A 24,365-nucleotide genomic window follows, 5' to 3' on the forward strand; every position below is an offset into this window, starting at 1 on the left:
GTCTGCCCCCGCGCTGTCGTCATCGAACCACCGGCCCCCGTCCGCTGTCACCGGCTTCTCCCGGCGCGGCCGGGGTTCCTAGACTCCGCGGCACCGGCCCCTCCGGGCGGGGCGGCCGGCGCCGGGAGGTGGCGCGTGGCCGCAGCACCGGCCGGTGAGGTCCCCACCGGCATCGCGACCCCCGACCAGCGCCTGCGGGTCTTCGTCTCCTCGACGCTCGAGGAGCTGGCCGCCGAGCGGCGCGCGGTACGGGCCGCGGTCACCCGGCTGCGGCTCACCCCGGTGCTCTTCGAGCTCGGTGCCCGGCCGCACCCGCCGCGCGACCTCTACCGCGCCTACCTCGCGCAGAGCGACGTCTTCGTGGGCGTCTACGGCGACCGCTACGGGTGGGTGGGCCCGGGCATGGCCGTGTCCGGCATCGAGGACGAGCTCGACCTGTCCGCCGGCATGCCGCGGCTGCTCTACGTCCGGACCCCCGCCCCGGACCGCGACCCGCGGCTGGCCCGGCTGGTGGAGCGGGTGCAGGCGGAGGGCGGCGCCTCCACCACCCCGTTCCGGGACGCCGCCGAGCTCGGCCGGCTGGTCGCCGACGACCTCGCCGTCCTGCTGAGCGAGCGCTTCGGCCGCGCGGCGCCGGCGCCGCCGGGGCTGGCGACCGGGTGGCTGCCCACCCCGGCCACCCCGATGGTCGACCGCCGCGCGGAGCTGGCCGCGGTCACGGCGCTGCTGCGCGACCCCGGCGTGCGGCTGGTGACGCTCACCGGCCCCGGGGGCATCGGCAAGACGCGGCTGGCGCTGGCCGCGGCCGCCGAGGCGGCGCCCGGGCGGGACGGCACCTGGTTCGTGGACCTCGCCGGGGTGCGCGACCCGGCCGACGTCCCCGCGGCCGTCGCCGCCGCGGTCGGGGTGTCCGCGGAGGGACGCCGCCCCCTGCTGGACCTGGTCGCCGACCGGCTGGCCGGACGGCGGGCGCTGCTCGTGGTGGACAACGCCGAGCAGGTCGCCGGCGCCGCCCCCGACCTCGCCCGGCTGCTCTCCCGCTGCCCCGGCACCCAGCTGCTGGTGACCAGCCGCCGCGTGCTCCGGCTGCGCGGCGAGCACGACGTGCCGACCGGGCCGCTGGGGACCCCCGCGCCCGGGGAGACGACGCCCGGGGCGGTGACCGGCAGCCCGGCCGTCCAGCTGTTCGTGGCCCGCGCCCGGCAGCGCGACCCCGCCTTCGCCGTCACCCCCGCCACGGCGGGCGCGGTCGCCGAGCTGGTCCGCCGGCTCGACGGCCTGCCGCTCGCCGTCGAGCTGGCCGCCGCCCGGGTCCGGATGCTGCCGCCGCCGCTGCTGCTCGCCCGGCTGGACCGCGCCCTGGACGGCGTGCCGGCCGCCGCCCTCGACCTGGCCGACCCCGACGTCGACGCCCCGGCCCGGCAGCGCACGCTGCGGGCCACGATCTCCTGGAGCCACGACCTGCTGGACGGGGCGGGGCGCGCGCTGCTGGCCCGGCTGTCGGTCTGCGCCGACGGCTGCACGCTGGACACCGCCGAGGCGGTCGGTGCCGCCGACGGGGACCTGGACGTCGTGGAGACGCTGTCGGACCTGGTCGGCCACAGCCTGGTGACCCCCACCGACACCGGGCGGGGCGAGCCGCGCTTCCGCATGCTGGACCTGGTCCGCGTGTTCGCCGCCGAGCGGCTGCGCGACCGCGGCGAGGAGGAGGCCACCCGGGAGCGCTGGGCGCGGCACCTGGCCGGGGTGAGCGCGCGGGCCGGCGCCGGGCTGTCCGGCCCGGACGCCCGGCTGTGGCGGGTGCGGCTGGACGACGAGGCCGCCGACCTGCAGGCGGCGCTGCGCTGGGCGGTGGACACCGACCGCGCCGAGCTCGCCGTCCGGCTGGCCGCGCCGCTGGCCCGCTGGTGGTGGGCGCGGGGGCTGCTCGCCCCCATGGCCGAGCTGGCCGAACGGACCGCGGCGCTGCCCTCGGCCGCGTCGCTGCCGGCCGACCTGGCCGGCCGGCTGCTGTGGGCGCGCGGCGCCATGCGGGTGACCACGGGCTCCCCCGCGGCGGCAACGCCCCTGCTGGAGCGGGTGGTGGCCGACGCCCGGGCGCGGGACGACCCGTGGCTGCTGGGGCACGGCCTGGCCGCCCTGGCGGTGACCATGCCCCCGGGCGGCCCCGCCGTGGTGGCCGCCCTCGACGAGGCCCTGGCGGCCCTGCGCCGCAGCGGGGACACCTGGTCGGTGGTCCTGTCCGCGACCGTCCGCGGCTCGGTCGCCCTCGCCGCCGGGGACCCGGTGACGGCGGCGCGGGTGCACGGGGAGGCGCTGGAGCTGGCCCGCTCGATCGGCGACGACCAGCTGACCGCGCTGCTGTCGGACCACCTGGCCCTCGGCGCGCTGCTCGCCGGCGACCTGGCCGCGGCCCGCTCCCGGCTGGCCGAGGCCGTGGACCTGCACCGCCGGGTCCGGGACCAGGAGGGCGCGGCGGCCTGCCTCGACGTCCTGGCCGGGCTGGCCGCCGTCCTCGGCCGGCCCGCGGCCGCCGCCCGGCTCGCCGGCGCGGCGGACGCCGCCCGCGCCGCGCTCGGGGTCGCGCGGTGGCCGACCCACCAGCCCCTGGCCGACCGGCTCGCCGACGGGCTGCGGGCCACGCTGGGGCCGGACGCCGAGCAGCGCGAGCGGGCGGCCGGCGCGGCGCTCGGCCCGTGGGCGGCGCTGGAGGAGGGGCTCGCGGCCGTCGGCACGTCGGCCGGCACGGCGCTAGACCCGTGACGCCGCCGGCGCGTACTGGTCCAGCGGTGCGGTGCCGGGGTGGGCCACGGTGAACCGGCCGAACTCGCGGTCCTCGCCGACGTGGCCGGGGTGCTCCCCCGCGGGGCCGACCGGCCGCCCGGCCGGCAGGGTGCTGCGGTACTCCAGCGCCCGGAACGCGGCCAGCGGCGCCGGCGAGACGTCCAGCCGGCGCAGCTCGTCGGCCAGCGGGTGCGTCCCCAGCGCCAGGTGCCCGGCGCCGCGCCCGGGCCGGGCCTGCCAGCGCGCGTGCACCTCCACCACCGTCTCCAGCAGCTGCCCGCGCCGCGCGGACCACAGCGTCCGCGACCGGCTGCCGCGCACCGCCGGGCCGCGCGCGTCCACCGTGTGGGTGAGCACCTCGGCCCCGCCCTCGGACAGCCGCACCCGCTGGCGCCCGGGCGCGTCCAGGAAGTCCAGGTCGGCGACGAACTTGGGCAGGCCCCACAGCTCCCGCCCCGCGTCGCGCGCCTCCCGGGAGGTCACCGGCAGGTGCAGCACGAAGCCGCCCACCGCGCGCCCCGGCCGGCGCCGGCCACGCAGCACCACCCCCGCCGTCACCCCCACCTCGCCGTACGGCGCCAGCGTGCGGGTGCCACCGTCCGCGGCGGTCCAGGTGACCGTCCGGTAGCGGAAGGCGTGCACGGCGACGACCGTCCGGCCGTCCCCCCACGTCAGCGGCCGCAGCAGGTCGCTGGGCAGCGCCGCCGCCACCGCCGCGGCGGACGCCGGGTGGTACGAGGACGCCACCGCGGCGTCGTGGTAGGCCAGCGGCAGGCGGACCGGGGTGTCGGCCATCCGGTCCTCCCGGGGTCGCGGCGCCCAGGGCGGGCACCGCGGCCAGCACACCGGTCCGGCGGGGCGGGGCGGGAGAGTCCGAGGTCCCCGGTCCGCCCGCGGGCTGGGAGGCTGGGGCGGTGGCGGGCGGGGCCGGGACGGGCGGGCGGTCGGTCACCTCGCGCGCGCTGGCCGTCCTCGGCGCCTTCGACAGCGGCGCCCCGCGGCTGTCGCTGTCGGAGATCGCCGAGCGCGCCGGGATGCCGCTGACCACGGCGCACCGGCTGCTCGCCGAGCTCACCGCGTGGGGCGCGCTGACCCGCCGCCCCGACGGGCGCTACGAGATCGGCCGCCGGCTGTGGGACCTCGGCCTGCTCGCGCCCGTGCAGCTCGAACTGCGCCAGGTCGCCGCGCCGTTCCTGCTCGACGTGCACACCGCCACCCGCGACACCGTGCACCTCGCCGTCCGCGAGGGCCGCTCGGCGCTGTACGTCGAGCGGGTCTCCGGCCGCGAGTCGGTGCCGGTGGTCAGCCAGGTGGGCAGCCGGCTGCCCCTGCACGCCACCGGGGTGGGCAAGGTGCTGCTGGCCGCCGCGCCCGACGAGGTGGTGGACGCCGTGCTGCGCGCGCCCACCCGGGCCACCCGGCACACCATCGTCGACCCCGGGCGGCTGCGGCGGGAGCTGGCCGAGGCCCGCCGCCGCGGGTACGCGCGCACCGCCGAGGAGATGTCGCTGGGCACCCTGTCCGTCGCCGTCCCGGTGCACGCCGAGCGGCCCGCCGGCCCGGGCGTCGTCGCGGCCCTCGGCATCGTCGTCCCCAGCCACCGGCGGGACCTGCTGCGCCTGGTCCCGGTGCTCGAGGTCGCCGCGCGGGGCATCGGGCGGGAGCTGTCGCGGGTGCAGTCCTTCCGCTGAGCGGCAGCTACCGGTTCCCCTGCCGGCGTAGCGGCGGTCACACTCGGTCGCGTGCGCACTCAGGTGGGGATCATCGGCGCCGGCCCGGCCGGCCTGCTCCTGTCGCGGCTGCTGACGCTGCAGGGCATCGACTCCGTCGTCCTGGAGAACCGGTCGCGGGACTACGTGCAGGCCCGCATCCGCGCCGGCGTGCTGGAGCAGCACACCGTCGACACGCTGACCGCCGCCGGCCTGGGGATGCGGCTGCACCGCGAGGGGCTGGAGCACACCGGCATCCACCTGCAGTACCCCGGGGTGCGCCACACGCTGGACTTCCCGTCCCTGTGCGGGCGCACGGTGTGGGTCTACGGGCAGACCGAGGTGGTCAAGGACCTCATCGCCGCGCAGCTGGACGGCGGCCCGCCGCTGCTGTTCGGGGTGTCCGACGTGACGCCCGAGGACGTCGACACCGACTCCCCGCGCATCCGGTTCACCGACGCCGACGGCGTCCCCCGGGTGCTCGAGTGCGACGCGGTCGCCGGCACCGACGGCTTCCACGGCCCCTCGCGCGCGCTGGTGCAGGCCGCCGGCGGGCGGGTGTGGGAGCGCACCTACCCCTACGCCTGGCTGGGCATCCTGGCCGACGCCGCCCCGGCCACCGACGAGCTGATCTACGCCTGGCACCGCGACGGGTTCGCGCTGTACTCGATGCGCTCGCCGTCGGTGTCGCGGCTGTACCTGCAGGTCGACCCGGCCGAGCGGGTCGAGGACTGGTCCGACGAGCGGGTCTGGGACGCCCTGGACACCCGCATGGCCCTGGACGGGTGGTCGGTCAACCGCGGGCCGGTGACGGAGAAGTCGGTGCTGCCGATGCGCTCGTTCGTCAGCTCCCCGATGCGCCGCGGCCGGCTGTTCCTCGCCGGGGACGCCGCGCACATCGTGCCGCCCACCGGTGCCAAGGGGCTCAACCTGGCCGTCGCCGACGTCACCCTGCTCGCACAGGCGCTGGTGCGGCTGCTGCAGGACAAGGAGACCGACCTGGCCGACTCCTACTCCGACCGGGCGCTGGCCCGCGTGTGGCGGTGCACCCACTTCTCCTGGTGGATGACCTCGATGCTGCACACCTCCGGCGACGACTTCGACGCCGAGCTGCAGCTGTCCCAGCTGCGCCGGGTCTGCTCCTCGGAGCCCGCCGCCCGGGAGCTGGCCGAGAACTACACCGGCCTGCCGCTGGACCTCTGAGGCCCGCGCCGGGTCAGGAGGGCCAGCGGATCTCCACCCGGGTGATGGTGAGCTCGAAGCCGCCGGGGAGACCCGGCCCGGGCGCACCGGTGCGCGGCCGGGCCATCCGGCCGGCCAGCTCGACGGCGGTGACCGCCGCGGCCGCGGTGAGCGCCACCGCCGACGCGGCGAGCAGCGGCCCAGCCAGGACCACCCGGGCGAGCGCCGGCAGCAGCGACGGGGACACCGGCTGGGGCACCCCGCCGTGACCGCGCGGGACCGCGGTCCCGTCCCGCCCGAGGATCGCGTCCGGCTCGATCGGCTGCTGTCCGGTCATGCGTCCTCCGTCCGCCGGGACCCGGCGCCCGGGCCCCCGGCGTCCATCGTGACGGACGGGACCGGCGCCCGCCTAGCGGCCGGCGTCGAGCAGGCCGAGGACGGCGTCCGCGGTGCCCGGCGCCAGCGGCAGGTGCGGCAGGACGGCGGGCAGCTCGTCGGGCTCGATGCCCTCGGCCAGCAGCGCGGCGAGCACCCGGTCGGCGTGCGCGGGCGGCACCGGCCCGTCGAGGTCCGCGACCGCGGCCCGGGCGAGGAACACCGCGCCGGAGGCGGCCGGGTCCTCGGCCGGGGGGGACGGCGGCGGGGCGGCGTCGCGGGCCAGCGCCTCGGCCGCGCGCACCAGCGACAGCGGCAACCCCTCGGCCTCGACCTCCAGCAGCGGCTGGTCGGCCAGCGCGGCGAGCACCAGGTGCTCGGCCTCGGTGCGCAGCGCGGCCTCCCACTCCCCCGCGCGGACGACGCGGGCCAGGTCGCGGCCGTCCTCCCCGAGGTCGTCGAGCAGCTCCGCCCACGCCCCCGGCCGGGTCGCGCGGGCCCGCTCGGCGGCCAGCACGCAGGTGGCCAGCACGAACGGCTCGAGCACCTCGCGGTCGAACCGGTCGGCGAACAGCTGGCCGCCGGCGTCGACCGCGTTGAGCACGTCGCGGAAGCTGCCCGGGCGGGCGTCGCCGAGGTCGAGCCGGCCGTCCTCCTCGCCGGACACCGGCTGGCCGCGGGCGATCCGGTCGCCGATCGTCCCGCCGGTCCCGGTCAGCCGGCCGCGGCGCCGCTCGTGGTGCGGCCGGTCGGACAGGCCCACGCTCCACGCGCATGCCTCGGCGATGAGCGCGGGCAGCCGCTCGCGGAGCACCTCGCGGCCCAGCCGGCCCATCCAGTCGACCTCGAACACGACCCCCTGCGTGCCCCGTGGGCGGTCTAGCCGAACAGCTCGCCCAAGAAGGACTGCTTGCGCTTGCCCGAGTGCCCGTACCCGGAGGAGTGCCCCTGCTTCTTCGACACCTGGCTGAGCACCTCCCCGACGACGGCGCCCAGCCCGCCCGCGCCGTGGCCGGTCGAACCGTGCCCCGACCCGTGCCCCGAGCCGCCGTAGCCGGCCGGCGCCGTCCCGGAGGCGGCCGACGGCGCCCCGGCCGGCCGGCCGCCGTGCCAGGCCTGCTCCGCGTCGACCAGCCGCTCCAGCTCCCCGCGGTCGAGGAAGATGCCGCGGCACTCGGTGCACTGGTCGACGTGCACCCCGTTGCGCTCGTAGGTGCGCATCGTGCCGTGACACTTGGGACAGGTCAGCTCCATGCCCGGACGAACGGGCGGCCCGGGGCGGCCGTTCCCCTGGGCCTGCCCCCCACGGGGGACACGTCGCCGGGACCGCCGGGCCCGGGGGCTACCCGCGAGTAGCAAGTGTGGGATCGTCGGGGCACCACCCCGCGAGACGGCACTGTCGGCCGTCAGGAGAGAGGTCCCATGCGGTTGCAACTGTCCCCGGAGCTGGAGGCGTTCCGGGAGGAGATGCGGACGTTCTTCACCACCCAGGTGCCGCAGGAGATCCGCGACACCGTCGCGTCCCGCCGGGACCTGTCCAAGGCGCAGCTGGTCGAGTCCATGCGGACGCTCAACGCCGCCGGGCTGGCCGTGCCGCACTGGCCGGCCGAGTGGGGCGGCCGCGGCTGGACCCCGCTGCAGATGCACATCTGGCGCGAGGAGATGCAGCTGGCCTGCGTGCCCGAGCCGCTGCCGTTCAACGCCAGCATGATCGGCCCGGTCATCGCCACCTTCGGCAGCCAGGAGCAGAAGGAGCGCTTCCTGCCGGCGACGGCGAACATCGACATCTGGTGGTGCCAGGGCTTCTCCGAGCCCGACGCCGGGTCCGACCTGGCCAGCCTGCGCACCACTGCCGTCCGCGACGGCGACGACTGGGTCGTCAACGGCCAGAAGACGTGGACGACGCTGGGCCAGCACGCCGACTGGATCTTCTGCCTGGTGCGCACCGACCCGACGGCGGAGAAGAAGCAGCGCGGCATCTCCATGCTGGTCTTCCCGATGGACTCCCCCGGGGTCACGCTGCGCCCGATCGAGCTCATCGACGGCGGCCACGAGGTCAACGAGGTCTTCTTCGAGGACGTCCGCGTGCCGGCCGAGAACCTCGTCGGCGAGGAGAACCGCGGCTGGGACTACGCGAAGTTCCTGCTCGGCAACGAGCGCGTGGGCATCGCCCGCATCGGCGCCACCAAGCGGCTGCTGGCCCAGGCCAAGTCCTACGCCCGCGAGGTCACCGTCGACGGCCGCCCCCTGGCCGCCGAGCCGCGGATGGCCGCCCGCATCGCGGAGCTGGAGAACGAGCTGATGGCCCTGGAGCTCACCGCGCTCCGGGTCGTGGCGCACTCCACCGACGGCAAGCCGCACCCGGCGTCGTCGGTGCTCAAGCTGCGCGGCTCGGAGCTGCAGCAGGCCGCCACCGAGCTGGTCGTCGACATCGCCGGCCCGCTGTCGGTGTCGTCGTTCGCCGACGGCGGCTCCGCGGTGCCCGACTGGGCCCGCGTGGCCACGCCGGAGTACCTGAACTACCGCAAGGTCTCCATCTACGGAGGCTCCAACGAGGTGCAGCGCACCATCATAGCCGGCACGATCCTGGGGCTCTGAGGCAACCGTGGACTTCACCTTCGACAGCGAGCAGCACGACCTGCGCGAGGCCGTGCGCGGCCTGCTCGAGCGCGCGTACGGCGACGCCGAGCAGCGCCGCCGGGTGACCGGCACCGACCCCGGCTTCGACGAGAAGACCTGGGCGCGGATGGCGGAGATGGGCCTGCTCGGCCTGCCCTTCGCCGAGGAGCACGGCGGCATGGGCGCCGGCCCGATCGAGGTGGCCGTCGTCGCCGAGGAGATCGGCCGGGTGCTGGCACCCGAGCCGTTCGTCGAGGCGGTCGTGCTGGCCGGGGGCCTGGTCGCCGCGGCCGGCACCGACGAGCAGCGGACCGAGGTCCTGGGCGGCATCGCCGAGGGCACCACGCTGGCCGCCGTGGCGCACGCCGAGCCGGGCACCCGCTGGAGCCCGTCGGCCTCGGCCGTCACCGCCACGCGGGACGGCGACTCCTGGTCGCTGTCCGGCGTCAAGGAGCCGGTCCTGAACGGCGCGCGGGCCGACGTCCTCGTCGTGTCCGCGGTCGTCGACGGCGGCACGGCGCTGTTCCTCGTCCGCGGGGACGCCGCGGGCCTGACCCGCACCGGCTACCGCACCCACGACGGCGGCCGTGCGGCGCACGTCCGGTTCGACGGCACCCCCGCCGACCTGCTCGGCACCGACCTGGCCGACCGGACGTCGGTGGTCGAGCGGGTGCTGGCCGAGGCGCGCATCGGCTACGCCCACGAGGCGATCGGCTCCATGGACACCGCGCTGCGCACCACCGCGGAGTACCTCAAGACCCGCAAGCAGTTCGGCGTGACGCTCAACCGGTTCCAGGCGCTCACCTTCCGCGCCGCGGACATGTACGTGTCCCTGGAGCTGGCCCGCAGCACCGCGCTGTGGGCCTCGATGGTGCAGGACGCCGGCGGGGACGTCGTCGCCGCCGCCGACCGCGCCCGGCTGCAGACCAGCCGCGCCGGCCGGCACATCGGCAAGGAGGCGATCCAGCTGCACGGCGGCATCGGGGTGACCGCCGAGTACACCATCGGGCACCACACCAGCCGGCTCACCGCGATCGACCACCTGCTCGGCGACGGCGAGTGGGCGCTGTCCCGGCTGGCCGCCGGCGTCGACGGCCACGAGACGGTCGACCCCCTCGGGGCGCCCTACACCGGCTGAGGGTGTGCGCCGGCGCCCCGTTCCCCGCCCGGGGACGGGGCGCCGGCGCACCCGGTCCCGCCCGCGGTCCCTCACCCGCCAGGAGGCACCGGGGACCCGTCGCGCGGCCGCCCGCCGCCGGCACTGCGGAGGGTGAGCGTTCCCATCCGGCCCGCCGCACGGCACACTCCGCGGGGACGGCAGGACCGGCCCGGCTGCGCCCCCGTGCCCGCCGTCCCCCGACCGCCTGCCCCGTCACCGGTGACGGGCGGCGACCCCACCCGTGCAGGAGGGACCGGACGTGCTCATCGGAGTGCCCAGGGAGACGCGGCCCGGCGAGACCCGCGTCGCCGCGACCCCGGCCACCGTGCGCCGGCTGACGGCACTCGGCCACGAGGTGCTCGTGGAGACCGGCGCCGGGGCCGGCGCCAGCTTCCCCGACGACACCTACCTGGAGGCCGGCGCCCGGCTGGGCACCCGCGCGGAGGCCTGGGGCGCGGACCTCGTGCTGCACGTGGCCAAACCGATCCCGGAGGAGGTCGGCCTGCTGCGCGACGGCGGCGTGCTGGTCAGCACCCTGGCGCCCGCGTTCGACCCCGACCTGCTGGCCGCGCTGGCCGCTCGGCCGGTCACCGCGCTGGCCATGGACGCCGTGCCGCGCATCTCCCGCGCGCAGTCGCTGGACGTGCTGTCCTCGATGGCCAACATCGCCGGCTACCGGGCGGTCATCGAGGCCGCGCACGCGTTCGGCCGCTCCTTCACCGGCCAGGTCACCGCCGCGGGGAAGGTGCCTCCCGCGACCGTGCTGGTCGTCGGCGCCGGCGTGGCCGGGCTGGCCGCGATCGGGGCGGCCAGCAGCCTGGGCGCCGTCGTCCGGGCCACCGACGTCCGCCCCGAGGTCGCCGAGCAGATCGCCTCGATGGGCGGCGAGTACGTCGGGGTGCCCGCCGACGAGCCGCAGGCCGGCGGCGGCACCGGCTACGCCAGCGTCACCTCCGCGGACTACGACCGGCGGGCTGCGGTGATGTACGCCCAGCAGGTGCGGGAGGTCGACATCGTCATCACCACCGCGCTGATCCCCGGCCGGCCCGCCCCGCGGCTGATCACCGAGGAGATGGTCGCCTCGATGAGCCCGGGCAGCGTGGTCCTGGACATGGCCGCCGCGCAGGGCGGCAACGTGGCCGGGTCGGTGCCCGACCAGGTGGTCCGCACCGCGAACGGGGTCACCATCATCGGCTACACCGACCTGCCCGCCCGGCTGCCCGGGCAGGCCTCGCAGCTGTTCGGCACCAACCTGGTCAACCTCGTCACCCTGCTCACCCCCGGCAAGGACGGCCGGCTGGTGCTCGACCTCGACGACGTCGTGCAGCGGTCGATGACCGTGGTGCGCGACGGCGAGCTGCTGTGGCCCCCACCGCCGGTGCAGGTGTCGGCGGCCCCGCCCCCCGGGGCCTCGGCCGCGCCGGCGCCCCGGCCGACGGCGCAGGCACCCGCCGCGAGGGCGCCGCGCTCCCCCGCCCGCACCGCCGCCGTCGTCGGTGCCGCGGCGCTCGCGCTGTTCCTGCTCGCCGCCGCCTCGCCGAGCCAGCTGATCGGCAACCTCACGGTGTTCGCGCTGGCCGTCGTCGTCGGGTTCTACGTCATCGGCAACGTGCACCACGCGCTGCACACGCCGCTGATGAGCGTCACCAACGCCATCTCCGGGATCATCGTGGTCGGCGCCCTGCTGCAGGTGGGCCACACCAGCGCCCTGGTCACCGTGCTCGCGTTCGTCGCGGTGCTGGTGGCCAGCATCAACGTGTTCGGCGGCTTCGCGGTGACCCGCCGCATGCTCGGCATGTTCACCCGCGGGCCGGCCCGCGCCACCCCCGTCGCCCGCACGGAGCGCTGACCCATGACCACCACGTCCGCCGCGGCCGCCGCCTACGTCGTCGCCGCGCTGCTGTTCGTCCTCAGCCTGGCCGGCCTGTCCCGCCACGAGACGGCGAAGTCCGGCAACGCCGCCGGCATCGCCGGCATGGCGATCGCCCTGGCCGCCACCGTCGGGCTGGCCGCCCAGAGCATCTCGGCCGCCGCCGTCGGGCTGATCGTCGTGGCCATGGCCGGGGGTGCGGCGATCGGGCTGTGGCGGGCCCGCAGCGTCGAGATGACCGGCATGCCGGAGCTGATCGCCCTGCTGCACAGCTTCGTCGGCCTGGCCGCGGTCCTCGTCGGGTGGAACGGCTACCTGTCGGTGGAGGCCCGCGGAGCCGAGCAGGAGGAGGTGCCCGCCGAGCTGCTCGGCATCCACTCCGCCGAGGTGGCGATCGGCGTCTTCATCGGCGCGGTCACCCTCACCGGCTCGGTCGTCGCCTTCCTCAAGCTGTCCGCCCGGATCAAGAGCAACCCGCTCGTGCTGCCCGGGCGCACCTGGCTCAATCTGGGCGCGCTGGTCGCCTTCGCCGCGCTCACCGTCGCCTTCGTCGCCACGCCGTCGCTCGGCCTGCTGCTCGCGGTGACGGTGCTGGCCCTGGCGCTGGGCTGGCACCTGGTCGCCTCCATCGGCGGGGGCGACATGCCGGTCGTCGTGTCGATGCTGAACAGCTACTCGGGCTGGGCCGCGGCCGCGTCGGGCTTCCTGCTGGACAACGACCTGCTGATCATCACCGGAGCCCTGGTCGGTTCCTCCGGTGCCTACCTGTCCTGGATCATGTGCCGGGCGATGAACCGCTCCTTCCTGTCGGTCATCGCCGGCGGCTTCGGCAACGAGGGCAGCACCGCCTCCGGCACCGAGGACGGCGTGCACACCGAGACCACCGCCGAGGAGGTCGCCGAGCTGCTGCGCGAGGCGCAGTCCGTCGTCATCACCCCCGGCTACGGGATGGCGGTCGCCCATGCGCAGTACCCGGTTGCCGAGCTCACCCGCACGCTCACGGAGAAGGGCATCGAGGTGCGGTTCGGCATCCACCCGGTCGCCGGCCGGCTGCCCGGGCACATGAACGTGCTGCTGGCCGAGGCGAAGGTCCCCTATGACGTCGTCCTGGAGATGGACGAGATCAACGACGACCTGGCCAAGACCTCCGTCGTGCTGGTGATCGGCGCCAACGACACCGTGAACCCGGCCGCCCTGGACGACCCGGGCAGCCCGATCGCCGGCATGCCCGTGCTGCAGGTGTGGGAGGCCGAGCACGTCGTCGTCTTCAAGCGGTCGATGAGCACCGGCTACGCGGGCGTCCAGAACCCGCTGTTCTTCCGGGAGAACACCCGCATGCTCTTCGGCGACGCCCGCGAACGGGTGGAGGACATCCTCAAGGCACTCTGACCGCCCTCCGCGGCCCTGCGGTCGGCACCCTATCGTCGAGAGATGGACCCCTTCCGCGGCCTGGGCCTGCCCCGCATCCCCGGGCTGTCCGAGCTGGTCGACGTCCTGCGGGAGCAGACCGAGGCGCTGGCCCAGCTGCCGCGCACGATGGCCGAGCTGAACACCGCCGTCCGGGAGCTGATCGCGGCCACCCGGGTGGCCACCGAGACCGTCGCCTCTGCGCAGCGCACCGCCGAGCGGCTGGAGGGCCTGGTCGAGGAGCTGGAGGAGCCGGTGCGGGCGCTGCGGCCCGGCCTGGAGCGGGTGGGCCGGGTGCTCGACGACCCGGTCGTCGACAGCGTGCCCGACGTGCTGCGCACCGTCACCGAGGACCTGCTGCCACTGGTGCACGGGCTGCGGCAGGCCACCGACCGGGTCGGCTCGGTGGCCGGCCTGCTGAGGCGCCGCGCCCGCCCGGAGGACGACGCGCCCTAGGACTCCCGCTCGAGGAGGAACGCGAACGTGTCGCGCAGGCCGCGCACGTCCATCAGCCCGAGCAGCAGGTCGGGCGTGACGGCGCGGAAGACGTCGACCACCGGCAGCCGGTCGTAGACCAGCGCGGTGGTGGGCACGCCGCGGTGCACCACCGGCCGCAGCCGGGCGCCGGGGCGGCGGGTGGTCAACAGCGGGCGGACGGCGCGGGACGCCAGCCGGGCCGGCCGGCTGCGGAGCAGGCCAGGAGCGCGGCGCAGCAGGGACAGCGGCGCGGCGGCCGGCTGCACCGGGCGCGGTCGGCCCGCGCGGCCGTCCACCAGCAGCGGGTGCACGGTGTCGGCGTCGAGCACCTCCTTGCCCCACCAGCCGTGGGCGGTCAGCAGCCCGTCCAGCGGGGAGCCGGTGGGCAGCTCGGTGCCCCGCCAGCGGCCGGCCATCTCCTCGACCGCGACGCCGGGCAGCCGGTCGGCGAAGGCCAGGACGTCGGCCGCCACCGCGCCGCCGCGGTGCCGCTGGACCCACCGTTCGGCGTCGTTCACCGGGCGCCCCCGTGCGGCGGGTGCTCCAGCCCCGCCGGCAGCACGGTCGCGGCGTCGGGCACGGCGCTCCTCGGGTCAGGCGGTCGGGCGCTCCAGGGTGACCAGCACGCCCTCGACGCCGCCCGGGCCGATGCGCCCCTTGACCTCGACGGAGGTGATCGCCGTGAGCTGCCAGCCCTCCCGGGCGTGCTGGTTGAGCACCTTCTCCAGCTTGTCACCCGACATCTTCCCGCCGATCAGCCCCTCGCGGAGCTCGACCACCCGGTACTCGTAGCGCTGCGCCACGGCGTCCTCCTCGCGTCGGTGTCACGGGCCTGCCGCGATGATGCCCCGGTGGACGTGCTGAGCAGCCGCATCCTCCTCCGGCCGGTCGACCCCGCGCGGTCGCAGGCCTTCTACCGCGACGTGCTCGGGCTGGCCGTGTACCGGGAGTTCGGCCCGCCGGAGCACCCGGGGGTGGTGTTCTTCCTCGGCAACGGGCTGCTGGAGGTCTCCGGGCCCGGCGACGAGCCGCCCCGCGGGATGGCGCTGTGGCTGCAGGTGCGCGACGTCGCCGCCGAGGTCGGCCGGCTGGCCACGGCCGGGACGGCGGTGCTGCGCGAGCCGCGGACCGAGCCGTGGGGCCTGGTCGAGGCGTGGGTGGCCGACCCGGACGGCGTCCGCATCGTGCTGGTGCAGGTGCCCGCCGACCACCCGTTGCGCCGCGACCAGCGGTAGCCACCGTCCCCGCTCAGGCGGTGCCGGACGGCGGCGTCCCGGGCGGTCCGGGCGGCGGGGTGTCGCCGGGACGGCGCACCAGGTCGGCCACCGACTCCTCCAGCCGGGCCCAGGTCGCGCTCCACTCCACCAGCGGGTCGAGGATCCGCTCGAACACGGCCAGCTGCTCGTCGAAGGCCTCCAGCTGGGCGGTCATCGCCGCGATCTGCTGCCGCTGGCTGCGCACCGCCCGGTCGATGGCGCGCAGCTGGGCCGCCGACAGCGCGCCGGGCGGCGAGGGCAGCCGCGGCAGCGACAGGGGCACGGCCCCGGCCGCGCCGGCGGCGAGGCCGCGCGCCCGGTCGCTGAAGGCGCGCAGCTGGCCGACGAACTCCTCGACCGACCGGCCCACCCGGTGGCCCGGGCCGTGCTCCCGGCCGGTGACGTCGTCCTCAGTCATGGCCCCATCCTGGCGCGCGGGCGGCCTCCCGCGCGCGGGCGGCACCCGGGGTCCCCGGCGTGCCACCCTGGGGGTGTGCTGTGGGCGCACGTGGTCGCGGTGGTGCACGGGCTGGCCGTCGTCGTCATGGTGACCGGCTCGTTGGTCGCCCTGCGCCGGCCGCGGGTGCTGCTGCTGCACGCGCCGGTGGCCGCGGCGATCCTCGCGGTGCACCTGGCCGGGGCGCCCTGCCCGCTCACCGAGCTGGAGCTGGCGCTGCGCGAGCGGGCCGGCGCCGTGCCCTACACCGGTGGCTTCCTGGGCCACTACGTGTGCGCCCCGCTCGGGCTGGACGTGGCCGCCCCCGCCGTCCAGGCGGGCGTCTACACCGTCGCCCTGGTGCCCAACCTGGTCGGCCACGGGCTGCTGGCCGCGCGGTGGGTCAGCTCCCGGTCATCGCCCGCAGCGCCTCCGCGTCCCGCACGGCGTGCCCGTGCCCGTCGTTGTTGAAGTAGGCGTACACGTCCCGGCCGCCGCCGGCCCACTCCCCGATCCGGTCGGCCCACCAGCGCAGGTCGGCGTGGGCGTAGGAGCCGGCGTAGAGGTGGGTGTCGTCCGGGCCGTGCAGCCGGACGTAGACGAACGGCGCGGTCGCCCGCAGCACGCACGGCAGGCCGGCGCCGCTCACCACGCAGTACGCCGCGCCGTGCCGCTCCAGCAGGGCGTACACGGCCTCGTCGTGCCAGCTGGGGTGCCGGAACTCCACCGCGACCCGCATCCAGCCCGGCAGCAGGCCGAGGAAGAAGTCCAGCCGGGCGTCGTCGCGGGCCTGGGTGGGTGGCAGCTGCACCAGCAGGACGGCGCGCCGGTCCCCGAGCTCGTGCCAGCACTCGGTGAGCCGGCCGACCCAGGTCTCCGGCGCGTACAGCCGCTTGGCGTGGGTCAGCCCGCGCGGCGCCTTGACCGACAGCTGGAAGCCGGGGGGCAGCCGGCGGCGCCACGAGGCGAAGGTCGCCGTCCGCGGCCAGCGGTAGAAGCTGGCGTTCAGCTCGACGGTGCCGAACCGCCGCACGTAGTGCGCCAGCCGGTCGCGCGGCGGCGTGCCCGGCGGGTAGAGGACGCCGTCCCAGTGGTCGTAGCTCCAGCCGGACGTCCCGACGTGCACGCTCAGGGCAGCCGCCAGACCGTCGTCCGCCGCCGGCCGGGGCCCTCGGTCTCCGGGACCTCGTACACCGCGACCTGCTCCAGCCGGTCGTGCGGCAGGTACGGGCGGCCCGGGTCGCCGACGTACACCGCGCAGCCGCGGGCCCGCGCCCGGTCCAGGAAGGGCAGCACCCGCTCGGTCATCTCCCGGTCGTAGCAGACGTCCCCAGCCAGGACGACGTCGATGCCCGCCGGGTCCCGGCCGAGCACGTCGCCGGTGACGCTCACCCCCGTGACGCCGTTGAGGCCGGCGTTGACACCGACCGCGGTACGGCTGAACGGGTCGACGTCGCTGGCCAGCACCGAGCGGGCGCCGGCGAGGCGGGCGGCCAGCGCCACCAGTCCGCTGCCGGAGCCGAGGTCGAGGACGGCCCGCCCGGCCACCGCGGCCGGGGTGTCGAGGACGTACCTGGCCAGCGCCTGCCCGCCGGGCCAGGCGGCCGCCCAGAACGGCGGGGCCTCCCCCGCCCCGCCGTCGGCGGCCTCCATCGCCTCCCACAGCGCGACGACGTCGTCGGCGACGTGCAGCCGGACCTCGGGCACCGCCGAGGGCCGCCGCACCTGGGTGTGCGCGCGGACGAAGCCGGACGGGACGGGGCGGGCGGTCACGCCGGGCAGTCCACCACGCGCGGACACCCGGACGGCGACCCGCCTGGGAGCATGCGGCCGTGCTGGTCGCCCGCTCCGTCGCCCTGTTCCTCGCCGCCGCCCTGCTCGAGATCGGCGGCGCCTGGCTGGTCTGGCAGGGCGTGCGGGAGCACCGCGGCTGGCTGTGGATCGGCCTGGGCGTGCTGGCGCTCGGCGCCTACGGGTTCGTCGCCACCCTGCAGCCGGACGCGGCCTTCGGCCGGGTCCTGGCCGCCTACGGCGGGGTGTTCGTCGCCGGCAGCCTGGCCTGGGGGATGGCGCTGGACGGCTACCGGCCCGACCGCTTCGACGTCGCGGGCGCCCTGCTCTGCCTGGCCGGCGTCGCCCTGATCATGTACGCCCCCCGGTGACGCGCTGGAACGGCCCCCCGCGGGGTCCCGCGCCGAGCGGAGCGAGGGTCGGGGGGCGAGGGGGTCCTCCCCCTAGTACCAGCCCTTGGACTGCGAGTGCGACCAGGCGCCGCACGGGCTGCCGTAGCGGTTCTCGATGTAGATCAGGCCGGCGTCGATCTGCCGGTAGCCGTCCGACGTCTTGGCGATGCCGGTGCTCTTCCAGGTCGAGTCGAGGAACTGCGGGATGCCGTAGGCGGTGCTGGTGGGGTTCTGCGCGTTGGGGTTCCAGCCGCTCTCCTTGCCCCACAGCTTCTCCAGGCAGGAGAACTGCTCGGCGCTGCCGACCTCGGCCATCGCGTAGTCCTTGAAGGAGCCCTTCGGCGCGGGCGCGGACGAGCTCTTGGGCGCGGGGGCTGCGGGGGCGGCCGCGGCGGGCGTGGGAGCGGCCGCGCGCTCGGCGGCCGCACGCTCGGCGGCCTCGGCCGCGGCCTGCTCGCGGGCGGCGGCCTCGCGGGCGGCGGCCTCGGCGGCGGCCCGCTCCGCGGCCTCCCGGGCGGCGGCCTCGGCGGCGGCCCGCTCGGCGGCCAGGCGGTCCCGCTCGGCCTGCTCGGCGGCGGCCTGGACCTGGGCGGCCTGCGCCTCGGCCGCGGCGCGGTCGCTGCGGGAGGCGGCGAGGTCCTCCAGCGGGGCCAGCTCGGTGGGCGCCGGGGCGGCCAGCGGCCGGTCCGCCGCCTCGGCGGTGATGCCCAGCTGCTCGGCGACGCTCACCGAGGCGGTGACCGTCTCGGCCGGGCGCTCGGCCTCGGCCGCGGGCGGGCCGCCGAGCAGGGTGTGGACGACGACGGCGCCCGCGGCGGCGGTGGCCAGCAGGACGGCCGGGCGCCGGCCGCGGCCGGGCAGCAACGCGCGACGGCGGGCGGCGCGGGGGGCGGGCAGGTCGGCCGGGACGGCCGGGAGGTGCTCGGTGTCCATCAGGGGGGTGTGCTCCGGGGCGGGGAGGGCGCGCGGGGGCCGGTCCTCCCGGGGGAGGGCAGCCGGGTGCGGCGGTCTACGGGGCCGCCGGCAGGCGGGGCCTGCCGGCGGGCGCGGTCAGGTGCCGGTCAGCGGGCCGGGATGGGGACGCGGGGTGCGTGCGGCCGGGTGCACCGGCGGGCCGCGGAGGCCCGGGGGCGGGGCATGCGGAGAGCTCCGTTCTTCCGTGAGCCGCCTACCGGGTTAGCTGACGGGTTCGGGCGGGAAGCAGCCCTACCGGCCCGCGCGGAGTGCGCGCGGGCTGGATTCACCCCAGTCCTGCGGTGGGTCCCCGGCTCGCGTCCGCGGGACGGACGCGACTCGGCGGCGTCCGGACGGGCTCCCCCAGCGGGGAGGACACGACCGACCGGACGGGAGCCACCGTAAGGGGCGTTACCGGCCCGTGACAATCCCGCGAACCCCAGCCGTCCCGTGAGGAACGTCGCAGCGCGGCCCCGGGTGCAGCGAGCGGGGTGGGCGGGGGAGGTCAGCCGGCGGCGTCCTCCGAGGGTTCGGCCGACCCGCCCTGCGGCGTCGTCCCCGCCGTCATGAATCGGACGACCTCCGCCCGGTCGGCGGCCGAGGGCAGCCCCCACTCCGGCTCGTAGCCGTAGACCTCCCCCAGCGGCGTGGACGCGGTGCGCCCGGTGAGCACCTCGACCGAGCCGACGTCGATCAGGCCCGGGTGCTCGACCCCGCAGGCCTCGGCCACCTTGACCAGGTCGCGGCGCAGCGTCCGGACGTAGTTGGCCGCGCGCACCGCCTTGCGCCGCGGGTCCAGGCCGTGCGCCAGCCACGGGTCCTGGGTGGCGACGCCGGTCGGGCAGGTGTCGGTGTGGCACTTCTGCGCCTGGATGCAGCCGATCGCCAGCATCGCCTCGCGGCCCACGTTGATCAGGTCGCAGCCCAGCGCGAAGGCGACGATCGCGTTGTCGGGCAGCCCCAGCTTGCCCGCGCCGACGAAGGTGACCTGCTCGGCCAGCCCGGCGCGGGCGAAGGCCGCGTACACCCGGGCGAAGCCGAGCTGGAAGGGCAGGGACACCGAGTCGGTGAAGATCAGCGGCGCGGCGCCGGTGCCGCCCTCGCCGCCGTCGACGGTCACGAAGTCCACGCCGCGGCCGGTGGTGGCCATCAGCCCGGTGAGCTCGTGCCAGAACGCCATGTCGCCGACGGCGGACTTGATGCCGACCGGCAGGCCGGTCTCGGCGGCGAGCAGCTCGACCCAGTCGAGCATGCTGTCGGTGTCGGAGAACTCCGCGTGCCGCGACGGGCTGATGCAGTCCACCCCCTCCGGGACGCCGCGGGCGGCGGCGATCTCCGCGGACACCTTGGCCCCCGGCAGCACCCCGCCGAGCCCGGGTTTGGCGCCCTGGCTGAGCTTGACCTCCAGCGCCCGCACCGGCGCGCCGGCGACCAGGTCCTTCAGCCGCGCCAGGTCGAAGCGGCCGCGCCCGTCGCGGCAGCCGAAGTAGGCGGTGCCGAGCTGGAAGACCAGCTCCCCGCCGTGCCGGTGGTGGACGGCGATGCCGCCCTCGCCGGTGTTCTGCAGGCAGCCGGCCAGCGCCGCACCGCGGTTGAGCGCCTCGACCGCGGCGCCGGACAGCGAGCCGAAGCTCATCGCCGAGACGTTGACCACCGAGGCCGGCCGGAAGGCGCGCGCCCGGCCGCGGGGGCCGCCGACCACCTTGGCCGAGGGCAGCCGCACGTCGTGCGCGGAGCCCGGTGACGACGGGGGGACGGCGCGGCCGAAGGTGCGGTGGTTGATGACCGGGTACCCGGCGGTGTACTCGAGGTCGTTGTCGGTGCCGAAGCCGAAGTAGTTGTTCTCCCCCTTCGCCGAGGCGTAGACCCAGCGCCGCTGGTCGCGGGTGAAGGGCCGCTCCTCGTTGTTGCCCGCGACCAGGTACTGGCGCAGCTCGGGGCCGATGGACTCCAGCCAGTAGCGGGCGTGGCCGACGACCGGGAAGTTGCGCAGCAGGGTGTGCTCGCGCTGGAGCAGGTCGCGGGCGGCGACCGCGGCCAGGGCGGTGAGCCCGGCGCCCGCGAGACGTGACGTGCGTCCCATCGCGCCAGGGTGGCACCGCCGGCCCCGTTGCGGCGGGTCCGCCGTCGCGGGGTCTCCGCCGCGGCGGGCCGCCGGTCAGAGCGGATCGACCGGGGTGTCGTCGAGGGCGTCCAGCGCGGTGAGGACGCCGGTCAGCGCCTCGGTCGAGCGCTCCACCAGGGACCGCAGCTCCCGGTAGACCGCGGCCTCGGCGGGGTCGGGCTCCACCGGGTCGTGCACCCTGACCAGCGCCGTGGCCTCGTCCAGGTCGGGCAGCGCCCCCAGCGCGTGCAGGCCGAGCAGGCAGGCGCCCAGGCCGGTGCCCTCCGGGGAGTCGGCGACCCGCACCGGCAGGTCGAGGGCGGCGGCGAGGGTGCGCACCCACAGCGGGGAGGCGACCGCGCCGCCGGTGGCCCGCACCTCGCACACCGGCACGTCGGTGGCGGCGAACGCGTCGCGGACCAGCGCCAGCTGCTGGCACACGCCCTCCACGGCGGCGCGCACCAGGTGCGCCCGGCGGTGCTCGCGGCGCAGCCCGATGTAGGCCCCGCGCAGGCCCGAGCGCCACCACGGCGCCCGCTCGCCGAGCAGGTAGGGCAGGCACAGCAGCCCGGCGCTGCCCGCGGGCACCGTCGCGGCCTCCTCGAGCAGCCGGGCGTCGAGCGCGTCGGCCTCCTCGCCCTGCGGCTCGGGGTGCCCGGGCTCGACGGCGAGGGCGTGCGAGGCCCAGCGGACCACCGAGCCGCCGTTGTTGACCGCGCCCCCGACCACCCACTGCTCGTCGGTGAGCGCGTAGCAGAACAGCCGGCGGCCGGGGTCCACGGTGGGCGCGGGGACGACGACCCGCATCGCCCCGCTGGTGCCCAGCGACACCGCGGCGACCTCCGGGCGCACCGCGCCGATGCCCAGGTTGGCCAGCACGCCGTCGGCGGCGCCGATGACGACGGGGGTGCCGGCCGGCAGCCCGGTGGCCGCGGCCACCTCCGGGCGCAGGCCGGGCAGCACGGCGGTCGTGGGCAGCACCTCGCCGAGCTGGCCGGCCCGCACGCCGGCGATGGCCAGCGCCTCGTCGTCCCAGCGGCCGGCGCGGACGTCGTAGAGGCCCGTGGTCGAGGCGACCGACCGGTCGACCACCGGCGGGCCGCCGCACAGGACGGCGAGGACCAGCTCCTTGACCCCACCCCAGCGCGGGGTGGACGCCACCCTCGCGGGGTCCTGCGCGCGCTCCCAGGACAGCTTGACCAGCGGCGACATGGCGTGCACCGGGGTGCCGGTGCGGGCGTGCAGCGCCGCCGCCCGCCCGTCGGCCACCAGGGCGTTGGCCCACTCGGCGGCCCGCGCGTCGGCCCAGGTGAGCAGCGGGCCCAGCGGGGCCCCGTCGCCGTCCATCGGCACCAGGCCGTGCATGGCGGCGGACAGGGCCACCCCGACGACGCGGTCGCCGCGGTCGCGGGCCAGCGCGGTGATGGCGGTGAGCGCCTCGACCGCGGCCCGCTGCAGCCGGGCGGCGTCCAGCTCGGCCCGGCCGGGTGCCGGCACCAGCAGCGGGTAGCCGACGCTGGCCAGGTCGCGCACCCGGGCGTCGACGCCCGCCGTGACCGCCTTGGTCGCCGTCGTCCCGGAGTCGAGCCCGACGACGACGTCCACGTGCACCTCCGGCTCGGACCTGCGGTGGGGCCCGAACCTAACCGGTCACGCGGCCGGCGGCGTGGGTCCCGGCTCCTCCCCCACCGCGGCCAGGGTCCGCAGCGCCTCGTCCAGCCGCCCGGTCAGCCGGCGGACCTCGGCGTGCGCCGCGGCCAGCTCCTCGGCCGCCTCGGCGCAGGCGTGCTCGGCCTCGTCCCGCATCCGGGCGCAGTCGGCGACGGCGGCGTCCCGGACCTCGCGGGCGCGGCGCAGCAGCGCGTCGGCCTCCCCGCGCGCCGTCGCGCGCAGCCGGTCGGCGTCGGCGGCGCCGGCCTCGGTCAGCCGCGCGGCCTCGTCGGCGGCCAGCTGCAGGATCTCCCCGAGCCGCTCGGAGGCGCGCAGCTGCTCGCGCCCGGCCGGCGAGCAGGCCAGCAGCCGCCGTGAGATCTCCAGCTCCGCGGAGCACGTGCCGTAGCGGGTCAGCAGGTCCTCGTTGGCCCGGCGTACCGCGTGCAGCTCGGTCTCGGCCCAGGCGACGTAGTTGTCGACCTGCAGGCGGTCGTAGCCGCGCAGCGCGGTGCGGAACAGCGGCAGCTCGCCCAGCAGCGCGTCGAGGTCGCCGGCGCTGTGCCGCCCGGGCTGCTCCGCGGGCGGGGCCGGCGGGCCGGCCGCCCCGCTGCCGCCGCCGATGAGGACGTCGTTGCGTCGGAACACCGTGCACCCCCTGCTGCGCCCTGCCGGCCGCCGCGCCCTGGCGGCCGACCGGACGGTCCCAGACCGCGGGCGCCCGGTGGCGGGCTCGCGCACCGGTGCCACCGGCCCCCGTGGCGTCGCCCGCCTGCGTGCGTGATCCGCCACGCCGCGTGTCGGCGGCCCCGTCCCGGGCACCGTCCCGGGCTGGGGCGGACGGGGTCCTCCCTCAGTAGACGGAGCGGCCGCGCAGCCGGGCGCCGACGGCGGCGACCAGCGGGGCCAGGACGACGCCGTCGCGGGCCAGCCTCGCGCGCAGCTGTCGGCGGTGGCGCAGCACGCCGACCAGGCCGACCGCCCAGAACACGTACTGGACGGCGAACGCGGCCCGGAAGGCGTCCAGCGGGTAGTCGGTGGAGCTGCCCGGGGTGAGCAGGTCGAGGACCGCGCCCACCGCCAGGACGGTCAGCAGCGAGGCGACGAAGCCGCCGACGTTGACCACGCCGCTGGCGCTGCCCTGCCGCTCGGCGGGGTTCCAGGTGCGGGCGTAGTCGAAGCCGATCATCGAGCCGGGGCCGTTGGTGCCCAGGACGACGACCAGCACCACGAGCAGCCACAGCGGTGCCGGCCCCGGCCACAGCAGCACGACGGTCCACGCCGTGACGGTCGCGGCGAGGATGCCGAAGACCAGGTCCGAGCGGCGCAGCGGCCAGCGCCCGCACAGCCGGCCCAGCAGCGGGCCGACGCCGATCCCGACGACCACCAGCAGGGTGAGCAGGCCGGCCGCGGTCGCCGGGCTCAGCCCCTGGCCGAGCACCAGGAACGGGTAGCCCCAGAGCAGCGCGAAGACGGTGCCGGAGAACTGGGTGACCAGGTGGGTGTAGAGGCCGATGCGGGTGCCCGGCTCCCGCCAGGTCAGCGCCAGGCTGCGCCGCACCTCCGCCAGCCCGGCCGGTGGTCTCAGCACGGTGCCCGGTGGGGCGTCGCGCAGCGCGACGGACACGAGGACGGCGACGAGCACGCTCACCGCGGCGGCGCCGAGGAAGGTGCTCTCCCAGGACGTCGACTCCAGCAGCGTCACCAGGGGGTAGGCGGCGGCGATCTGGCCGAACTGGCCCAGGATGCCGGTGAGCTGGGTGACCAGCGGGACGGTCGGGCCGGGGAACCAGAAGCCGACCACCCGCAGCACGCTGACGAACGTCATCGCGTCCCCGGCGCCGACCAGCACCCGGGCGGCGACCGCCGTCGGCACGTCGCCGGCCAGCGCCAGCGTGGCCTGCCCGGCGGCCATGGTCAGCGCCCCGGCCAGCACCAGCCGCCGCGAGCCGTACCGGTCCAGCGCCACCCCCACCGGCACCTGCATGGCGGCGTAGACGACCAGCTGCAGCACCAGGAACAGCGAGACCGCCGAGGCGCCGGCGTCGAAGCGCTCCTGGGCCTCCACCCCGGCGACGCCGAGGGAGGCGCGGTGGAAGACGGCGACGGTGTAGGCGCCCAGCGCCACCAGCCACACGGCGTAGGTGCGGGCCGTCGGGCGGGCGGTGGTCGGCGTGCTCACTGGGAGGACATCGTCACG

25 protein-coding genes and 1 riboswitch are annotated in these 24,365 nt (G+C 77.2%); of the genes, 11 read left to right on the forward strand and 14 right to left on the reverse strand.

The window, feature by feature from the left end; translation table 11 throughout:
• The first annotated feature begins 135 nt into the window (after positions 1-135).
• A complete protein-coding gene (locus CHB98_RS05715; protein ID WP_179224224.1) occupies positions 136-2,763 on the forward strand; it encodes an ATP-binding protein in 2,628 nt (875 codons plus the stop codon).
• On the opposite strand, the gene CHB98_RS05720 is transcribed toward CHB98_RS05715, so the two are convergent.
• On the reverse strand, positions 2,752-3,579 hold the full coding sequence (locus CHB98_RS05720; protein ID WP_089304622.1) for an acetoacetate decarboxylase family protein: 828 nt from the start codon (positions 3,577-3,579) through the stop codon (positions 2,752-2,754). The genes CHB98_RS05715 and CHB98_RS05720 overlap by 12 nt on opposite strands.
• A 119-nt stretch (positions 3,580-3,698) precedes the next feature.
• Between CHB98_RS05720 and CHB98_RS05725 the strand changes: the two genes are divergently transcribed.
• Both CHB98_RS05725 and CHB98_RS05730 read left to right on the forward strand, forming a co-directional pair.
• Positions 3,699-4,475 carry an IclR family transcriptional regulator gene (locus tag CHB98_RS05725; protein WP_089304623.1) on the forward strand — a complete coding sequence of 259 codons (777 nt, stop codon included), beginning with the start codon at positions 3,699-3,701 and terminating at the stop codon, positions 4,473-4,475.
• Between the two features lie 51 nt (positions 4,476-4,526).
• On the forward strand, positions 4,527-5,696 hold the full coding sequence (locus tag CHB98_RS05730) for a 4-hydroxybenzoate 3-monooxygenase (RefSeq protein WP_089304624.1): 1,170 nt from the start codon (positions 4,527-4,529) through the stop codon (positions 5,694-5,696).
• Between the two features lie 13 nt (positions 5,697-5,709).
• Here CHB98_RS05730 and CHB98_RS05735 read toward each other — a convergent pair whose 3' ends face one another.
• From CHB98_RS05735 to CHB98_RS05745, 3 genes are all read right to left on the reverse strand, one after another.
• Positions 5,710-6,012: a hypothetical protein gene (locus CHB98_RS05735; RefSeq protein ID WP_089304625.1), complete on the reverse strand. Its 303-nt coding sequence runs from the start codon at positions 6,010-6,012 to the stop codon at positions 5,710-5,712.
• A 72-nt stretch (positions 6,013-6,084) separates the two neighbouring features.
• Positions 6,085-6,903, reverse strand: coding sequence for a hypothetical protein (locus tag CHB98_RS05740; RefSeq protein ID WP_089304626.1), 819 nt, complete (start codon positions 6,901-6,903; stop codon positions 6,085-6,087).
• 26 nt (positions 6,904-6,929) lie between these two features.
• A complete protein-coding gene (locus CHB98_RS05745; protein ID WP_089304627.1) occupies positions 6,930-7,304 on the reverse strand; it encodes a TFIIB-type zinc ribbon-containing protein in 375 nt (124 codons plus the stop codon).
• A 168-nt stretch (positions 7,305-7,472) separates the two neighbouring features.
• On the opposite strand from CHB98_RS05745, the gene CHB98_RS05750 reads away from it, so the two are divergent.
• From CHB98_RS05750 to CHB98_RS05770, 5 genes are all read left to right on the forward strand, one after another.
• Positions 7,473-8,648: an acyl-CoA dehydrogenase family protein gene (locus CHB98_RS05750; RefSeq protein WP_089304628.1), complete on the forward strand. Its 1,176-nt coding sequence runs from the start codon at positions 7,473-7,475 to the stop codon at positions 8,646-8,648.
• 7 nt (positions 8,649-8,655) lie between these two features.
• Positions 8,656-9,807, forward strand: coding sequence for an acyl-CoA dehydrogenase family protein (locus CHB98_RS05755; RefSeq protein ID WP_089304629.1), 1,152 nt, complete (start codon positions 8,656-8,658; stop codon positions 9,805-9,807).
• 280 nt (positions 9,808-10,087) lie between these two features.
• On the forward strand, positions 10,088-11,677 hold the full coding sequence (locus tag CHB98_RS05760; RefSeq protein WP_089304812.1) for a Re/Si-specific NAD(P)(+) transhydrogenase subunit alpha: 1,590 nt from the start codon (positions 10,088-10,090) through the stop codon (positions 11,675-11,677).
• Between the two features lie 3 nt (positions 11,678-11,680).
• The gene (gene pntB, locus CHB98_RS05765; RefSeq protein ID WP_089304630.1) at positions 11,681-13,087 is read left to right on the forward strand and encodes a Re/Si-specific NAD(P)(+) transhydrogenase subunit beta; all 1,407 of its coding nucleotides are present in this window, start codon (positions 11,681-11,683) and stop codon (positions 13,085-13,087) included.
• A 42-nt stretch (positions 13,088-13,129) separates the two neighbouring features.
• Positions 13,130-13,561 (forward strand): hypothetical protein, encoded by a 432-nt coding sequence (locus tag CHB98_RS05770; RefSeq protein ID WP_089304631.1) that lies wholly within the window; start codon positions 13,130-13,132, stop codon positions 13,559-13,561.
• Here the strand turns inward: CHB98_RS05770 and CHB98_RS05775 are convergent.
• Positions 13,558-14,100 carry a GXWXG domain-containing protein gene (locus CHB98_RS05775; RefSeq protein WP_089304632.1) on the reverse strand — a complete coding sequence of 181 codons (543 nt, stop codon included), beginning with the start codon at positions 14,098-14,100 and terminating at the stop codon, positions 13,558-13,560. The two genes, CHB98_RS05770 and CHB98_RS05775, sit on opposite strands and share 4 nt — an antisense overlap.
• A gap of 75 nt (positions 14,101-14,175) precedes the next feature.
• Positions 14,176-14,385: a DUF4177 domain-containing protein gene (locus CHB98_RS05780; protein WP_089304633.1), complete on the reverse strand. Its 210-nt coding sequence runs from the start codon at positions 14,383-14,385 to the stop codon at positions 14,176-14,178.
• Positions 14,386-14,433: 48 nt separating this feature from the next.
• Here CHB98_RS05780 and CHB98_RS05785 point away from each other — a divergent pair, with 48 nt between their 5' ends.
• Complete coding sequence (locus CHB98_RS05785) at positions 14,434-14,817, forward strand: VOC family protein (protein WP_089304634.1); 384 nt, start codon at positions 14,434-14,436, stop codon at positions 14,815-14,817.
• 13 nt (positions 14,818-14,830) lie between these two features.
• Here CHB98_RS05785 and CHB98_RS05790 read toward each other — a convergent pair whose 3' ends face one another.
• Positions 14,831-15,256 carry a hypothetical protein gene (locus tag CHB98_RS05790; RefSeq protein WP_089304635.1) on the reverse strand — a complete coding sequence of 142 codons (426 nt, stop codon included), beginning with the start codon at positions 15,254-15,256 and terminating at the stop codon, positions 14,831-14,833.
• 75 nt (positions 15,257-15,331) lie between these two features.
• On the opposite strand from CHB98_RS05790, the gene CHB98_RS05795 reads away from it, so the two are divergent.
• Positions 15,332-15,745 carry a DUF2784 domain-containing protein gene (locus CHB98_RS05795; RefSeq protein ID WP_089304636.1) on the forward strand — a complete coding sequence of 138 codons (414 nt, stop codon included), beginning with the start codon at positions 15,332-15,334 and terminating at the stop codon, positions 15,743-15,745.
• Here the strand turns inward: CHB98_RS05795 and CHB98_RS05800 are convergent.
• Entirely contained in the window at positions 15,678-16,400 is a 723-nt protein-coding gene (locus CHB98_RS05800) for a DUF72 domain-containing protein (RefSeq protein WP_218822261.1), read from the reverse strand. The two genes, CHB98_RS05795 and CHB98_RS05800, sit on opposite strands and share 68 nt — an antisense overlap.
• 2 nt (positions 16,401-16,402) lie before the next feature.
• Positions 16,403-17,047, reverse strand: a complete 645-nt coding sequence (locus CHB98_RS05805) for a class I SAM-dependent methyltransferase (protein WP_089304637.1) — start codon at positions 17,045-17,047, stop codon at positions 16,403-16,405.
• 59 nt (positions 17,048-17,106) lie between these two features.
• On the opposite strand from CHB98_RS05805, the gene CHB98_RS05810 reads away from it, so the two are divergent.
• Positions 17,107-17,436: a YnfA family protein gene (locus CHB98_RS05810; protein WP_089304638.1), complete on the forward strand. Its 330-nt coding sequence runs from the start codon at positions 17,107-17,109 to the stop codon at positions 17,434-17,436.
• Positions 17,437-17,508: 72 nt separating this feature from the next.
• Here the strand turns inward: CHB98_RS05810 and CHB98_RS05815 are convergent, their stop codons facing one another.
• From CHB98_RS05815 to CHB98_RS05835, 5 genes are all read right to left on the reverse strand, one after another.
• On the reverse strand, positions 17,509-18,390 hold the full coding sequence (locus CHB98_RS05815; RefSeq protein ID WP_089304639.1) for an aggregation-promoting factor C-terminal-like domain-containing protein: 882 nt from the start codon (positions 18,388-18,390) through the stop codon (positions 17,509-17,511).
• A gap of 217 nt (positions 18,391-18,607) precedes the next feature.
• A riboswitch (cyclic di-AMP (ydaO/yuaA leader) is annotated at positions 18,608-18,766 on the reverse strand.
• A gap of 150 nt (positions 18,767-18,916) precedes the next feature.
• Entirely contained in the window at positions 18,917-20,494 is a 1,578-nt protein-coding gene (locus CHB98_RS05820; protein ID WP_089304640.1) for an FMN-binding glutamate synthase family protein, read from the reverse strand.
• A gap of 75 nt (positions 20,495-20,569) precedes the next feature.
• Positions 20,570-22,120, reverse strand: a complete 1,551-nt coding sequence (locus tag CHB98_RS05825) for a gluconokinase (protein WP_089304814.1) — start codon at positions 22,118-22,120, stop codon at positions 20,570-20,572.
• A 45-nt stretch (positions 22,121-22,165) separates the two neighbouring features.
• Positions 22,166-22,813 (reverse strand): DivIVA domain-containing protein, encoded by a 648-nt coding sequence (locus tag CHB98_RS05830; RefSeq protein WP_089304641.1) that lies wholly within the window; start codon positions 22,811-22,813, stop codon positions 22,166-22,168.
• 205 nt (positions 22,814-23,018) lie between these two features.
• Positions 23,019-24,347, reverse strand: coding sequence for an MFS transporter (locus CHB98_RS05835; protein ID WP_089304642.1), 1,329 nt, complete (start codon positions 24,345-24,347; stop codon positions 23,019-23,021).
• Positions 24,348-24,365: the final 18 nt, after the last annotated feature.

The sequence above is a fragment of the Geodermatophilus pulveris genome (assembly GCF_900188375.1).
GTDB classification, from domain to species: Bacteria; Actinomycetota; Actinomycetes; order Mycobacteriales; family Geodermatophilaceae; genus Geodermatophilus; species Geodermatophilus pulveris.